At 60.5% G+C, this 15,450-nt stretch carries 8 protein-coding genes; 6 read left to right on the top strand and 2 right to left on the bottom strand.

Features of this window, described 5'->3' with window-relative positions:
• Positions 1-521: 521 nt before the first annotated feature.
• The 5 genes from J3U87_RS10475 to J3U87_RS10455 all read left to right on the top strand — a co-directional run bounded on the left by J3U87_RS10475 (position 522) and on the right by J3U87_RS10455 (position 10,633).
• The gene (locus J3U87_RS10475; RefSeq protein ID WP_237382995.1) at positions 522-2,450 is read left to right on the top strand and encodes a peptidylprolyl isomerase; all 1,929 of its coding nucleotides are present in this window, start codon (positions 522-524) and stop codon (positions 2,448-2,450) included.
• Between the two features lie 706 nt (positions 2,451-3,156).
• Complete coding sequence (locus J3U87_RS10470; protein WP_237382994.1) at positions 3,157-5,226, top strand: bifunctional aldolase/short-chain dehydrogenase; 2,070 nt, start codon at positions 3,157-3,159, stop codon at positions 5,224-5,226.
• Positions 5,227-5,571: 345 nt separating this feature from the next.
• A complete protein-coding gene (gene nrdD, locus J3U87_RS10465) occupies positions 5,572-7,710 on the top strand; it encodes an anaerobic ribonucleoside-triphosphate reductase (protein ID WP_237382993.1) in 2,139 nt (712 codons plus the stop codon).
• Positions 7,711-7,716: 6 nt separating this feature from the next.
• Entirely contained in the window at positions 7,717-10,017 is a 2,301-nt protein-coding gene (locus tag J3U87_RS10460) for a tetratricopeptide repeat protein (protein ID WP_237382992.1), read from the top strand.
• A 169-nt stretch (positions 10,018-10,186) separates the two neighbouring features.
• Positions 10,187-10,633 carry a hypothetical protein gene (locus tag J3U87_RS10455; RefSeq protein ID WP_237382991.1) on the top strand — a complete coding sequence of 149 codons (447 nt, stop codon included), beginning with the start codon at positions 10,187-10,189 and terminating at the stop codon, positions 10,631-10,633.
• A 37-nt stretch (positions 10,634-10,670) separates the two neighbouring features.
• On the opposite strand, the gene J3U87_RS10450 is transcribed toward J3U87_RS10455, so the two are convergent.
• The gene (locus J3U87_RS10450) at positions 10,671-12,752 is read right to left on the bottom strand and encodes a CHAT domain-containing protein (protein WP_237382990.1); all 2,082 of its coding nucleotides are present in this window, start codon (positions 12,750-12,752) and stop codon (positions 10,671-10,673) included.
• Between the two features lie 59 nt (positions 12,753-12,811).
• The gene (locus J3U87_RS10445) at positions 12,812-14,359 is read right to left on the bottom strand and encodes a hypothetical protein (protein WP_237382989.1); all 1,548 of its coding nucleotides are present in this window, start codon (positions 14,357-14,359) and stop codon (positions 12,812-12,814) included.
• A 672-nt stretch (positions 14,360-15,031) separates the two neighbouring features.
• On the opposite strand from J3U87_RS10445, the gene J3U87_RS10440 reads away from it, so the two are divergent.
• The gene (locus J3U87_RS10440; RefSeq protein ID WP_237382988.1) at positions 15,032-15,421 is read left to right on the top strand and encodes a RidA family protein; all 390 of its coding nucleotides are present in this window, start codon (positions 15,032-15,034) and stop codon (positions 15,419-15,421) included.
• Positions 15,422-15,450: the final 29 nt, after the last annotated feature.

The raw sequence follows: 15,450 nt of genomic DNA, 5'->3' as shown, positions 1-15,450 counted from the left end.
AAGCTACCACGGTCTCGATTCCCGCAACCGTGACCCGCGCCAATACCCGGACATTTTTTTCACATCGTGCCGGTAGCCTCCCTGATCCGTGCAACCCACAGATTTTACACGATCTTTTCCTGTGGGAGGCGGCCGCCGGAGCGGGTTTCGGTCGAATGGGCTTCGGGGCATCGAACCACTATGGCGGCAGAAGGATGCGTCGAGGCGACACTGGATCGCGAGGGCCCGTCCCATGCGGATCGGGGAATTCCCTCGTTGCGAGGCGGGATGCTTACCTTTATAATAGCGTCTTTGTGTCAAACGCTATTTGACTGGTGGAAGGTTTTTCACGCGTTCGTCACGTAGCCCTATCGCTTTGTGGATCATCGTCTGCAGCCCGTCAGCTTCGGGTTTCGGACGCGACGGTTCCTTTTCAAGCGGCGATTTGGCTTTTCCAATCCAGGGAATCGTCCCGAACCATCCACTTGAAGACCGGCAGAGTTCGCTCTGCATTTACCACTAATTCAGAGGAGTTTTCTTAAATGATGAAGTTCATGCGAAAAAATACCACGGCTCGCAAGGTCGTTATCGCCGTGGTTGTGGCGGCGCTCGCCAGCTATGTTCTCTTTTCGTTTGGAGAAGCTCCTCCCGTGGCTCCGGGCGACACCATCGCCAAGGTAGGGTCCTCGAAAATCAAGATGCGCGACGCCACCATTCAAGAAGTCAACCTTCGCGGGGTCTATCGAGGCATCAAAGACGATCAGCTCAACCAGTTCGTGGTTTCCAGCCTCATTCGGGAAGCGATCATGTTGGACGGGGCCAATTCCCTCGACCTCGCCGTTTCCGATGCCGAACTTCGCGATTTTGTGATCAATTACCGCAAAAGCCCCAACGGCTACGTGGATGACGAAAATTATGCCGCGTTCATTCGCAGTCGCTACCGCATGCCGGTAGGTTCCTATGAAGATTACCTGCGCGACCACGCGCTGACGACCGACAAGTTCCGCCGCCTCTTTTTCAGCAGCGCCTTCGTATCGGAAGAGAAGATCAAGGAAGCCTTCCTCGACCAGAACCGCAAGGTCGACCTGGAGATGGTGGTCGTCAACACCTTCGACGTCAAGGATCAGGTCTCCCTGGAAGGCGACGACCTGCGCAAGTTCTACGACGAGCACCGCGAGGAATTCAAGACCGGTGAGCAGCGCCAGGTGCGCTTCGCCGCTTGGGACATCCAGGAGCTGCGCGATTCGATCGAAGTCACCGACGAAGAACTGAAGACGGAATACGAAGAGAATATCGAGCGCTACCGCACACAGGAGCAGGTCAAGGCCAACCACATCCTGATCAAGACCGGTGATCAGGGTCTGTCCGACGAGGAAGCACTGGCCAAGATCCAAGAGATCCAGAACGAGATCGCCGACGGTCTCGCCTTCGAAGAAGCCGCCAAGCGTTACTCCGAAGATGCCTCCAACGCCAGCCGGGGTGGCGACCTGGGCTTTTTCGCTCGCGGTCGGATGGTCAAGCCCTTCGAAGAGACGGCCTTCGCCATGGCCGACGGCGAGGTTTCTGGGCCGGTCAAGACCACGTTCGGATACCACCTGATCAACCGGGTCGAGCACCGTCCCGAATCGGTGCGCGAGTTCGAAACCGTGCAAAACACCATTCGGAACCAGATGATCAACCGCAAGGCTCGCAAGCAAATCGGCGACAGGGCTGCGGCCTTCCGCGAAAAAGCTCTGACCATGGGCTTCGACGAAGCGGCCGAATCCCTGGAGCAGAAGCTGCAAACGTCGCTGTACTTCGACAACGACAATCAGGCCGAAATGGGCCCGACCCTGAACCGCAACTTCACGGCTCGTCGCGCCGCCTTCCAGTTGAAGTCCGAAAAAGACATCACCGATGTGGTCAACCTCGGCAACACCCAGGTGGTCATGCAGTGGGTCGCGACCCGCAGCGGCGACGTGTTGGCTTTCGAATCCAACAAAAACCGCATCAAGGCGATCGCCGAAAAGATCGCTGCCGGCAAGTTCATCGAAAAGATGTACGACGAGATCAAGACTGCCGCGGCGAACAAGCCCGAAGCGACCTTGAAGGACCTGGCAGCCGGGCGTGACTTCCTGAAGGAAAACCACTTCATCGAGTCCAAGGAAGTGGACGGCAACCGGATTCCCTTCCAGATCCGTCGCGAAGATCTCGCCTTCGAGGATTTGTTCGCGCTCGAACCGGGTGATTTTCTGGGTTCCTACGAGACCCAGCAGGACTCTCGTTTCGCCCTGGTTCGTCTTTCGAAGAAACAGGAAGCCGACTTGTCCAAGTTGGAGGAAGAGCGATTCCAGATCGTCGAAAACCTCCAGAGCCAGGAAGCAGCGACCTTCCTCAGCTCTTACGTGTACGGTCGCCTGACGCAGTACGATCCTTCCGACGAGTTGGAAGCCAAGTTGCTGACCGTGATGTCGGGCCCGCGCAATCGATAACGTCCTTTCGCGACACAGTTTCTCAGAAACGGCCGCGTCTCCTCTAGGGGAACGCGGCCGTTTTTTTGTGACTCTTCGGATTCAAAGCGCAAACTCGTTTGGCAAAGGTCTCTGCGGTATTCGTGCTCTCTCTTGTAACGAATCCGCTCGGGGTACCCGAATGCCCAGAGATTCGTCGTGCCCGGTAGGTTCATCCGCCGGATGAACTTGTCGAAGTAATCCATGCGAGGAGTTCCAACCTAATTGATGTGCGCCGGGCAGGGTCGGTAAGGCCGGCGCACCTACCGGGCCAATCCGGCCGTGCACGACGCCCCTCTCGTGAATGCGGGAGCCCCTAGCGATTCGCTTCGATTAGTTACCCACTTGAAACCCGTTGGCCGGTGTGCAGGTGGTTCGGCATACCGACCACCGGCAATCCGGCCCCCGGCCCTGGCGGCGACTCCGTGGTGAAATGGATATTGGGCGAAACGGTAATTCTGGGACAGGCACGCCTCAAACAACAGCGTGTTTCGTTTTTCCGGTGATTCAACGAGACACCGGCCTCACCACCTACGAAAAGCCTTCCGCGCTTGCCTTTGCCTTCCGGCCGAGATTCGGGCTAAGCTATCGGGGTTTGACCCTGGCGAAGGCGCGTCGCGCGCTTACCGAAATCCTTGTGGAACGTTCGAGTTCCCGAGGATCTCAAACCAATGGCGGAGGATGATGAATGGGCACTGAACATGTTTGGAACGAAGCGGATGCGGCGAGCTATCTGGACCGCTACGCCGGAGTGAGTCGCGATCTGGCCCTGCGTGTCTACACCAGCCGACTGTTGGGTCGCAATCCGGCCCTGGTGCTCCACGGCGGTGGCAACACTTCCGTCAAAACCCATCTCCGGGACGAACTGGGCCGCGATGTGGAAGTGCTCTGCGTCAAGGGCAGCGGCTGGGATCTGGCCCACATCGAGCCGCCCGGATTTCCGGCCGTCATCCTCGATCCGATCCGCGATTTTCGCCAGCTCGACGACATGAGCGATGAAGCCATGGTCAACGGCGTACGTCGCTTTCTGCTCGATACCGGCGCGCCCAACCCTTCTGTGGAAACCCTGCTCCACGCCTTTCTGCCGCACAAATTCGTCGATCACACCCATGCCGACGCGATTCTGGCCCTCGCCGATCAACCCGATGCGGAAGCACTGTGTCGCCGGGTGTTCGGCGGCCGCATGGGCATTGTGCCCTACATCATGCCGGGCTTTCAATTGGCCAAGGCCGCCGCCGAAGTCTACGAACGCGACCCCGAGGTCGAGGGCCTGATCCTGATCAACCACGGCATTTTCACCTTCGCCGACGATGCGCGCACCGCCTTCGAACGCATGCTCGAAATGGTCGCGCTCGCCGAACAATGGCAACGCGGCCATGCCGAAACGCCCGAGGTCGGTTCGGCGAGTCCGAAGCACGATTTTCTGGCCGACGGCGATGTGTCCCGGCATCTGGCGCGACTTCGGGGGCTGCTGGTCAACCACCCGCGCGGGATCGGCGCCCAGGTTCTGCGCGTGCGGCGCACGCCCCGAATCGAGGCCTTTTTGATGCGCCCCGATCTGACGGAGGTGGCCACCCGTGGCCCGGCCACGCCGGACCATGTCATACGGACCAAACAGAAACCGCTGGTCCTGGCCAGGCCCGAAGCCACCGATCACGAAGGTTTCGCGTCGCAGGTCGTCGATGAGTTGGCCAGGTACGTGTCCGATTACGACCACTACTTCCAAACCTGGATGTCCCAAAAACAAGTGGAGAAAACCCAGCTTCACCCCCTGCCGATCGTGTTTCTGATTCCCGGAATCGGTTTGGTAACCGCGGGCAAAACCGTTGCCGCCGCGGAAATCGCCGCCGACATCTGGGAACACACCATCGACGTGATTCTGGCCGCCGAATCGATCGGTCGCTACACGCCCTTGCCCGACGGCGATATTTTCGACATGGAGTACTGGTCGTTGGAGCAAGCCAAGCTGGGCAAAAAGAAACCCAAGCCCCTGGCCGGGCGCGTCGCGCTCGTGACTGGTGCCTGCGGAGGGATCGGACGCGGGATTGCGGAGGCCTTCGCCGCCGAGGGCGCCAACCTCGTAGTGACCGATATGGATGCAGAGGCCTTGGCCCTCGAAGCCCGCCGCCTTGCGGACCGCTTCGGTGTGGCGGTGGAGTCCCGCGCGGGCGACCTCACCGATCCCTCTTTTTCGGCCTCGTTGATCACCGCCGCCGGCTGTGCCTTCGGTGGTCTGGACGCGGTGCTCTCCAATGCGGGCCGGGCCTTCACCGGCCCCATCGACAAAACCACCGATACGTTGCGCACCAGCCTGGAGATCAATCTGCTCTCCCATCAGTATCTGGCCGCCGCCGCGGTCGAAATGATGGTTCCCCAGGCGCTGGGTGGTTGCCTGCTGTTCAACGCCTCCAAGAGTGCCTTCAATCCCGGTCCCGGGTTTGGCGCCTACAGCGTGGCCAAGGCCGGTTTGATCGCGCTGATGAAGCAGTACGCGGTCGAATTCGCCGACTCGGGAATCCGCGCCATGGCCATCAATGCCGACCGTATTCGCACCAATCTGTTCGACGCGGATTTGGTCGCCGAACGTGCACGACAGCGGGGTTTGGAGCCCGATCAGTATTTTCGCGCCAACCTGCTGGGCAGGGAAGTGTCCGCCGAAGACGTGGGGCGCGCCTTCTTGCGTCTGTACCTCTCGGAGAAGACCACCGCCGCCGTGTTCACCGTCGATGGGGGTAACATCGCCGCTTCGCCGCGTTGATATGAGGTCCGGGCGGCGGTCCGCACCGGGCGATTTCCCGAACCGGGTGACGCCCGCCCTGGACAAATCCGTGTCTGCCATCACCCGAAATGGGCGCCGACAGGAAACCCATCCTGTCTTGCTGAATCCCTAGCTGGATTTTGCTATGATTTGAGGTTCGAAACGGTTGCCATCGAATACCATGGTTCGGGTGGACCCTGTTCGGAAGCTGTCCTTCCCTCTCGGCGAGGCTGCCGGCGTAAACGTTGGTGGAGCCTCTCTTTGGGGTTGTTCGAAGCGGCCGGACCCCGAAAGGCCGGACCCGCATCAGGATCGACCGTTCAACACCCTTTGGAGCTCAAGCTCTTGGTCAGTGTCGAGAAGAAACAGCGAAAAGAAGCCCGCGGCAATAGCTCCATGCACGTGGATCAATTGACCGAATCGGCCATGCAGTCCTCTCTTTTTCGCAGCATGGAAACCGAGGCGCAACCGGTCGACTTCACACGCCTTCGCGCATCGCTCCAAAAAGACAGCCAAATCCCTCGCGAGGTCATCGACCGCACCCTGGCGCGGGTACAGGACAACCTGGGCCTGCTCGGGTTGGAGCAGCCGAGTCCCACTCTGGTGCTTCATTGGCTCACCGGCCTACTCCGTCAAGAAGGCTACAACTTGGGGGATATTCCCCTGCAATCGCTGGAGTTGTCACTCAGCGACGTCGAACTCAACATCTACCATCCGGTCGGGTTCGGAGCCGGTGCCGATCAAAATCCGGAAGCCACCTCCCAGCGAATCGCCCAGCGCATCAAGGCCCAATTCGCCTGCCGACGAATCTACCAGCCCGAAGTGGTTCAAGCGCATGACAACGGCTATCTAGAGTTGCTTCACCTGGGAGCCATCGACCGGCCGCACGACGTTTTCGTCACCCCCGATTACCTGAAACAGAACGGGTTGCCGGTCATGAGCGGAGCTCCCTCGGCGGGACCGGCCAAACGGGCCGACGTCCTGTTGGCCCACTTGATTCGCTTCACCCACGAGCTGCAGAACCACTTTGCTGGCGACATTCAGTGGGGCTACGTCAACACTCTCTTTCTGCCGTTCCTCACGGACATGAGCGACCGCGAGCTGAATCAGTTCATTCAGCAACTCTTTTTCGAGTTCGGTCAGTTGGATCTGGAACGGGGCGGGCTCTATCGCCAGATCATTCTGGACTTCGATTTCGACATGCCCAAGCAATTGATGAACCTGCCCGCCTTGGGACCGGGCGGCGAGTCCACCGGGAAGACCTATGCCGACTATCGTCAGGACCTGGTGCGGTTCAACGAAGTCGTTCTCGACATCCTCGCTCGGGGCGATTTCCGCGGAAACCCCTTCCATTCCCCCCAAATCGTCTACCACCTCAACGACGGCAAGACGCCGTGGGACGAACGGCATCAACGTCTGATGGACGTCGCCTTCCGCGTGGGGAATCCCCGCATCGCCTTCAGCGACATTCGCCGCGATTTTGGGGCCCTGGGTCACATTTATTTAAATCATCCCGATTTTCTGAAGCAAATCCAGGTACCGAGTGAGCTACGCGGATTCTCGCTCAGCTCGGTGGCCTTGAATCTGCCCACCCTGACGTTCGGCCAGGAGGAGTCGGTCTTCTGGCAGGGTTTGGAAAAATCTTTGGACCTGGCCGTGACGGCCCATCGCCAGAAACGTTTATTTATTTCCCGTTTAATGGCTTATGGAAACAGGGGGCCGCTCCAGTTCCTGAGGCACAAATTGGGCGGGCAGCCCTTTTTGAAGATCGATCAAGCCACCCAACCGATGCACCTGATCGGGTTGGCCGAAATGGCCGCCTATCACCGCGGCTCGCCGCAGGGACCCGTCGAGGTCCTTGGCGCGGGTGTCGAACGCGTGCTTCAGGCCATCGAGAGCGACTTGACCGTGCGCAATCGCATTCACAAATTGAAAATGATGCTTGCGGGTACCAAAAACGAGAGTTTGTCCTATCGATTCGCGTTTTTGGACTTGCGGCGCCATCCCAAAACCGGGACCGCCTACCTGTTGCGGGATCCCGAACAAGCTCACCCGATCTACACCGAAGGCCCCAATATCCTCGCGTTTCACCCCATGGCCTGGCGTGAACGTTTCAAGATCGAAGGTCGTCTCCACCGCTTTTTCAGGGGACATCACCAAACCGTTCTCTACCATCACGGGGCGGGGCCCGAAGATACCTCGCTCTACCAGCGCATCGTACAGGAAGCGCGTCAGGCGGGTGTCAGTCAATTGCAACTCGCTCCCGATCTCGCCATCTGCATGTCGTGTCACTTCATTTTCGGGGCAGCCCCCCGCAACGATAATTGCCCGAGCTGCGGTAGTACCATGGTGTCGCCCTATGGGTACTGTCATTCCAGCTTTTCACCCGTGTCCAGTTGGTGTCTCGGAAAGCGCTCCGAGTGGAAAATTCGCCATCGTCTCGACGATTACAAGGTGCCTGTTCAACAACAACTACCCTGGTAGGTAGCCATGGCCGAGCAACATGCCTCGACGCTTGCCGTCCGTCGTGCCGCGGTGGACGTCCTGCTGCGCGTCGGACGAATCGCGATGGGCGAGCCCCTTGGCGACAAAGCCGAACGGATCCGTTCCTGGGCCGCCGATCCGGCCGACGCGCAACTGCTGGCCGAGCTGGAGATGTTGTTGGGACGCATGGCGGATCTGGGCGATGCCATTCCCGACCAGGAACGCGACCAGCTCGGCAACGCCTTGCTCGATGTGGCCGTCGCGGTGAGGGAATCGCTGCGTACCGACCTGGTGGCCCGCGTCCTGGGGGGCATCGTGGTGGTGTGTGAACGGCTGTTCGGTACCGAAGCGGGCGAAGTCGCCGCGGTTCTGCGCGAACTGTCGGAGGTTCTCATCGAGAACGGTCAATACGATGCGGCCGAACAGGCGCTGTTGCGGGTGTTGGATATCGATCGCAAGCTGCTCGGCGACGATCACGCCGATCTGCTGAACGATTGGTGTGCCATCGGCGAGTTGGCGGAAATGCGCGGGCAACTGACGCTCGCGGAACACTATCACCGCCAATCTCTCGCCCTGGCGCGCCGCACCCTGGGCGATCGCCATCCCCAAACCGCCCGTCAATGGGTTCAACTGGGGGTCACCCTCAAGAAGCACGGCCTGTTCGACGCCGCCAGCGCCTGTTTTCGAGAGGGGCTCGACATTCTGGAGCGTTGCGCCGGGGTGGACTTGAGCGAGGTCGCCAAGATTTGCAGCAGCCTGGGCCAGGTGTACTTCGAGCTGGATCGACCGGGCCATGCCGAACCCTACTTTCGCCGCGCGTTGGATCTGGGCGAGCGGGCCGGCATGCCGTCGGATCACGCCGTGTTGTTGGACGCCCGCGCGCTTTTGGGACTTCTGCTGCTCGAGCGGCATCAAGTCGACGAGGCCGAGCGTCATCTGCGCACGGCCGTGCAGCTCGACGAGGCCCGCACCGATGGCCAGTCGCCGCGATCGGCCGTTTACTGGCATTATTTGGGGCGGTTGCTCTGCACCACCAGGCGGCAGGTGGAGGGTCGCTCCTTTTACCAACGTGCCTTGATTGCGGCGGAAGACCTGGGGGATCGCCTGGAGCCGACCGCCTGGATCGATCTACTGCACGACATCGGGCGCGATCAGGAACAGGAAGATCCGGTGAGCGCGGATGCCCATTACGAACGCGCGCTCGGTTTCTGCGAGCGTTACCTGCACCGGAACGACTACCGCAACCGGTTGGTTCTACGCTCCATGGCCCGTTTGAAGGCTCGCCACGGACGCATCGACGAAATCCTGCCGCGTTACGAAAAGATCCTGGCCGCCAACGAAGCCGAATGGGGACCGGGCCATCCCGATCTGCTGCCGGACCTGATCAACGTGGGCAGTCTATGGCGCCAGGCCGGTCAGTTGGAAAAAGCGCTGGCCTATTACGACCGAGCCCTGCCGCTGGCCGAGAAAGGGGAGGGAGAACGCCGCTTCTTCCTCAGCAAGGTGCTTCACGATCTCGGCGAAATCTACCATCAACTCTTTCGCTACGAAGAGGCCGAATTGGTGATGCGCCGCTGCCTCAGCGTGAACCGCGAACTGTTGGGCAACGAGCACCCCGCGGTGGCGCGCGATCTGGACAATTTGGGACGCCTGTTGCACGACGCCCAACGCCTGGACGAGGCCGAGTCCCTGTACCGCAAGGCGCTGGCGCTCAACGAGGTGATCCACGGGCCCGAATCGTTGCCGGTCGCCATTCGCCTGAACAACCTGGCTCAGGTTCTCTCGGCGGCCGCCCGACTGGACGAGGCGGAACCGCTGATGGCCCGTGCCATCAAATTGCTGGAGAACATTCAGGGCGCGTCGCATCCGGATATGGCGACCCTGCTCAACAACTATGGGCGCATGTTGCACGACGGGCGTCATTTCGAAGAGGCCGAGAACGCCTTCCAGAAGGCCCTGACCATCGACGGTGCGCACTTCGAGGCGATGCATCCCCACCTGGGGCGCGACCTCAACAATCTGGCCTATCTCTACTTCGAACGCGGCGAGCTGGATCGCGCCGAACCCCTGATGCGGCGAGCGCTCGTGATTTACGAGAAACACTACGGCGACGATCACCCGATGGTCGCCCGCCTGCTCAACAACCTGGCCTATCTACTCGACGACACCGAACGACCCGAAGAGGGTGCGGCGCTGATGTTTCGAGCGTTGCTCATCGATCTTCAGGTTCGTGGTTCCCAGAACGCCGTGGTCGCCGATCGCGTCGCCGGGCTCGCCTACATTCAACGGGAACGGCGCGATTCCTGATCGACCCGCCCGCCATAAATGGTTCGGAAAGGCTTGATCTATTCCGGCATCCAGCGTAAGTTAATGTTTACCCTTTTCTTTGACGATGCATTGTTTTGCACTCACAAAAATTCTCCATGAGCCGGACGGGTTGGCTGGTACCTGATCGGTTTCTTTCGGGGATTCCATCATGAACAATTCTGTCGTCGGCGACGGAGAGCCGTTACATCGGTTCCTGCCGAGTGTCATCAATCAACAGACCGTCGGGGCCAATCCGCGAGGTGGTTCGGGACGTCGAGGCCGCTTTGGTGCCGCCCAGCAGGGCGTCGACGAAAGCGCGTTCGATACCGTCGATCTCGAGGTGTTGGAGGAGGACGGGCGACGGGGATCGCGTGAAGCCGAGCGCGCCGAACCGCAACCTGGGTTTCCGACCCTGTTCGCGGGCGAATTGGGAACGAGGGCGCGTGAGACGGCCGACGAGGGGACGCGAGCCTTCGAAGACGATTCCGATCGGCGCGATGCCTTCGCCTTCGAACCCCGGGTCAGCAATGGCTTCGCGGCATTTTCCTATCTCCAGCAGAGTGAGTTGGCCGCGGGACGCATTGCCGTTGGTGGCGAGGTGGATGTCGTCGGCTGAGTGCGGTATCGGCCGAAATCCCATTCCGCCGGGGCGCTCAGAAGTTTTCCGGCGTGGAAGGCCGATCGATGTCGATCAATTGGGCGACGTAGGAGAACATTTCCTGGATTTCGGTCAGTTCCGACTCCACCAGGTTGTCGCCGAACTGGCCATCCGCCTCGGGTGTCCGGTAGACGAACCAGCGAGCGTAACGCATCAACTGCCAATAGCATGCGATCACATGCCGCGAACTGTTGAACGCCTGTTGCTGGAGCGTCCGCAGGTGATGGACCGGGTCGAGTCCTTCGTCGATCGTCTCGGTGAAGGTCTGCATGCCGCCGCGACGGCCGATCAGCCCCAAAATTTCCAATTCGGCCAGATTACAGCAAGACCACAAACGGGTTTCCTCGTGATCGCTTTCCAAGGCGGCCAGCGCCAGGCGGTGATAGGTTCGCCACTGTCTCGGGCAGAGCCCGTTGTGGGTCAGGCGGCCCTGTACCTCGTAGGTCAGGTACAGATTCAGGGAGAGGCACTGGGTTCCGGCCCAGGCCGATTCCGGGTGGATCCCGAGGGCTCGTTGGTAGTAGGCGAGGGCTTTGCGTAGGGCGATGCGGGACTCTTCGCGGAGCGAGAGCACGTCCGTCGAGGGTTCCGACATCGGGCCTTCGTTGCGGATTTGGGCTTCGCGCAAGGCCTCTGCCTGCAGGTAGAAGGTTTGTGCGATTCGCTTCTGCGCGGATCCCAGCGTGCACAGGTCCGACTCCCGACGGGAACGCTCGCTGAAAAACGTCTCGTCGTTGGCCGGCTGGGCGGCCGGCATCCACAGGATCGCCTTTTCCACCCGTCGCTTGACCTTCTCTAAAAGTGCTTCCTCGTTCTGCGGCTCCTCGAAAATGCGCTTGTCGGTGACCTTGTGGGCGAAGGCCAAGCTCACCCGCATGATTTCCTTGGCCTGCCGGGCACGGAAACGCTGCAGTTGCCTGTTCAAATCGTAGGGCAGGGAGGCGTAGGACACCAGGCTGGCCCAGTCATGGACGTCGGTATCGCTGTTGCGCAGGGCGAACCGCAGTTGACACAGCGCCAGGCGCGGGTCTTGGCCGTCGAGCAGGGCGCGGTAGAACGAATCCACGAAGCGCACCGAGCCTGCCAGGGACAGCGGAAACTGGGATCCCACCACCAGCGGAATACCCTGCTCGTGAATCGAATGCAGAAGGTTCGAACCGGGCATGATCACGGAGCCCTGATGGCCGTTGTCGCAACTGGCGATGGTCACCACCACCGGTGCTTCGCCGCGGTTGTGGGAGCGACCCGCCAACAGGGCCGATCCGAGACGCTCGCCGTCCACCAGGTCTTCGTCCTGCTTTTCCTTGTCCCACAGCAGGAGGCCGTGGCGTTCCACCAGCGTTTTGTCGCGCATGCCGTGAGCGAGGAGATGGACGTGGGTAATCGCGTGACGGCTCATTATGTCGTGGATTTCGGACAGACTGGCATCCGGCAACACCATCAAATAGTCGCTCAACTCGATCGGGCTCCGATCCGGGGAGGACCTGAAGATGAAGTTGTCCAGGGCACGCCGCAATGCCAGCAAATGGGCCTCGTAGGGGACGGGCATGTTTTCGCGCGTCGCCGCCCAAGCGAACAGTATTTTGGGTGGACGATCCCAGGGCACAAGGTACCCTTTGGCGTCGCGGGCCTGGCGCGTCAACACCACGCGTGGATCGACACGCAACAGCAGTTCCTGCCCGTTGCCCGAATAGCCATCGGGGATTTTTGCCACTTCGAACGGAAGCAGGCACAATTCCGAGGCCGAGAAGACGAGTTGCAGGTGGCAAAGCTGATCCGAACCGGAGGCCCGTTGCATGACGTCGACCGCAAAACCCGGCACATCGAAGAGAAACCGGCCAAGCGCGTTCGCCATGTTGTGGTGGCGTGCCAATCGCGAACTGCGGGCGTGACTGCGGTGCTTGTAACGCAGGGTGTCGATCAGTTCCATGATCTCCCAGTGCTCGAACGGTAACGTGACGGGCGCCGCCTCGTGCCGGCCGCACAGCGCCATGTAGCGCGTCAGCGGTGAGAGCAGGTGGTTGTGGGGGCGACCATGCCGCAGGAACTCGAGGGTAACCTCGTTGATTTCGGTCATAGCTGGGCCTCGTGATGGAGCTTGGTATCGGTGAGCGATGCCTTGTTGGCGTTCGTGGTTCAGTTGATCGAGAAGCGAAAGGTGCTTTGGGCGACGGCCTCGAAGTGTCCCGCGCGCTCCTCCTCGGCACCGTTCGCGTCAGGCTTGGTGGGCGCGACCCATTCCCCCAGCCAACCCGTGGCGCCTTTCGCATCGGCTCGAATGCAAATCAAATGACGCGTGGGTCGCATCAACGGACGCCCGAGCGGTTCTTGGCCGCGCAGGCGCTCCAACCCCGTATCCACGTGATTCAGCAATTGCCAGAGCGCCTCGAAGGTCTCGGGATCCAGGGACGACACATCCAAGTCCAGTGCTTCGCGCCAGGATCCGCTGTTGAAATAGATGCTCCCACTGGGGCGCTTGAGGGCGCGGGCCCGCTGGCTGAAGCCGGTCACGACGAAGGGGATGCTGGGGTCCACGGCCATGTGGATCTTCTCGAACTGATCGTCGCCCAGATCCAATTGAAAACTCCGACCGCCGTTGGTGAGGCGGTGCAAAAAGGCGCGGGCAGCCAGGAGACGGTCGTTTTCGTTGGCGATCAGCGGTTCCAGCTCGCATTCCAGAGATAGGTCACCGGCGGACAGCATTTGATCGGCGGTTTCGGCGAGGGAAACCGGATCTTCTCCCTGCCAGAGTCGTTTTTCGGTCTGGCGCATCAATTCGTCGAGGTGCGAGCGTTCCGGTCGGGTGACCCTGACCTGCTCCATCGCTTCCAGGAACAGGTGGCGCACGCGGTCCCGGTCCCTGTTCGGCGGGCAATGGGGATAGCGAAAGTGGAGATGTCGGGGGGTGGTGGATTCCGATTCGGTTTCCGCCGGGGCATCGCCATCGAGCAGGGAATTCAATTTGGGGAGGATGGTCGGGTCGAGAACCGCCAGGAGTGGAATCAGGTCCCGGCTCAGCGGCTGAAGCAGATCCAGCCAGGGGTACTTGAGACGCATCGAGGCAAGCAGGTTGATGGCGAGCCGGGCGGCCGGATTGGGCGTGGCCGACGGCACCGCGATGCCGCGATTCTCCGCGGCGATGCGTTGGCGTATCTCTTCCTGGTCGACGGCGTTCCAGTGATCGAATTCATGACCGTGCAGGCAGAGTACGCGGGCGCCGCCCACCTTGGTGATGAAGCCCGTGTCGTCGTCGCAGAAGATCAGGCGGGCGTTCTGGTCGCGTGTCAGGCCGATCAGGCCGCGAAGCCGAACCTGAACGGAAGGGTAGGCCAGGGCGGCGTCGCGGTCCCCGGTGATCCAGATCAGAAATCGATTGGGTTGGCTCAGAAAATTGGCGAGCGCTTTCAGAAAACGCGCTTCGAGGCTGGTGGGCGGCATGGTTTCCAAGGTGAACAGAGCCTCGTGTGGATCTTGGTAGAGACCCGCGGGCGTGACGCCGAAATCGAAGACGTTGCCGTTCAGGACCAGTGCCAGGCGCTGTTCGGGATCTTCCTGGCCGAGTCTCTCGATGAGAGCGGGCAGTGGTTCGTGAACCGCCGGGTTCGGCTTGGGGTGGCGGCTCATCAAAAGCAGGTCGGAGAGGGCGTAGAGCGTGTCGAATTCGGTGGGATATGATGTGAACATCGGGATTCCCCGTAAACCCGCCCCGTGAGGCAGGCCCTGAATGATGTGTGTGGGTCGCTCGAATCTCGACGAGGGCATTGACACCTTGTGGCTCGGATGGCGGCAAAGCGCCTTCGCTTGGCAAAGGTGTTACATCGATAAACCCAATGGCTCTCGTGAGTTGAGCTTCGTTAGTATAGCTCGGCGTCGATCGGAAAGGCGAATTCCGGCGATATTATTCATTTATCTCGTGTCCACCCGGAAACAGCGGTTTTCTGATTGGGTTCCCCGGTTTCGACAGGTTCTCATGGCGACCTGGTATCAAGTGTCAGCTAATTACCTGTAAACACGTAGCCAATCGAGACTTGGCGTTTGAGAGCTGATACCGTTCACCTCCAGGCGGACCAACTCGGCTGTGATGGCCTTTCCTTTCCTGGGTGGGCGCTGGTTGAAGATTGTGACTGCCGAAGGAGGTGGAACACGGGTGGATTCGCGAACCCGACGCCTTTCCGTTCGATGGGTTTCCGGATTGTAGGAACTCGGTGAAATCATGCCGAGACTTTCGCTCAACCCGCTGAGATTTGGTATGATGGCAGACGTTTTCCCTTGCCGTCGAATTCTCCGACATCTCGAAAAGCCAAGCGGGATCCAGGTTGAACGAGCGGCCATCATGACCACCTGGGAGGAAAGATCATGACGCGTCAATCCGTCAGTTCCGGTGCCAAATGGGAATCCATCGTGGGATATTGCCGCGCTGTGCGCAGCGGGCCGGTCATTCACGTGGCGGGGACCACCGCCACCGATTCGGAAGGCCACGTGGTGGGCCACGGTGATGCCGCCGCCCAGACGCGCTACATCTTCGACGTGATCGCCCGAGCCTTGAACGAGCTGGGCGCCGACTTGCGCCACGTGACACGCACGCGCATGTTCGTGACGGACATTGCCCAATGGGAGGCGATCGGTCGGGTGCACGGCGAGATCTTCGGCGAGATTCGACCGGCCGCCACCATGGTCGAGGTGTCGAAACTGATCGATCCCCGTCACTTGATCGAAATCGAAGTGGACGCGGTGGTCGACAAATAGAGAGGGTCGCCACCCGCACATGAGCTCGG

The sequence above is a fragment of the Sulfidibacter corallicola genome (assembly GCF_017498545.1).
GTDB lineage: Bacteria > Acidobacteriota > Holophagae > Acanthopleuribacterales > Acanthopleuribacteraceae > Sulfidibacter > Sulfidibacter corallicola.
Note: the sequence above shows the minus strand (reverse complement) of the source record. Positions and strands in the feature narration are given on the sequence as shown.

Excerpts from the sequence above, each read along its gene's own strand:
- J3U87_RS10455 (WP_237382991.1), top strand. The coding sequence starts at position 10,187 with ATGAACAATTCTGTCGTCGGCGACGGAGAGCCGTTACATCGGTTCCTG.
- J3U87_RS10460 (WP_237382992.1), top strand. The coding sequence starts at position 7,717 with ATGGCCGAGCAACATGCCTCGACGCTTGCCGTCCGTCGTGCCGCGGTG.
- J3U87_RS10450 (WP_237382990.1), bottom strand. The coding sequence starts at position 12,752 with ATGACCGAAATCAACGAGGTTACCCTCGAGTTCCTGCGGCATGGTCGC.
- J3U87_RS10440 (WP_237382988.1), top strand. The coding sequence starts at position 15,032 with ATGACGCGTCAATCCGTCAGTTCCGGTGCCAAATGGGAATCCATCGTG.
- J3U87_RS10475 (WP_237382995.1), top strand. The coding sequence starts at position 522 with ATGATGAAGTTCATGCGAAAAAATACCACGGCTCGCAAGGTCGTTATC.
- J3U87_RS10470 (WP_237382994.1), top strand. The coding sequence starts at position 3,157 with ATGGGCACTGAACATGTTTGGAACGAAGCGGATGCGGCGAGCTATCTG.
- J3U87_RS10445 (WP_237382989.1), bottom strand. The coding sequence starts at position 14,359 with ATGTTCACATCATATCCCACCGAATTCGACACGCTCTACGCCCTCTCC.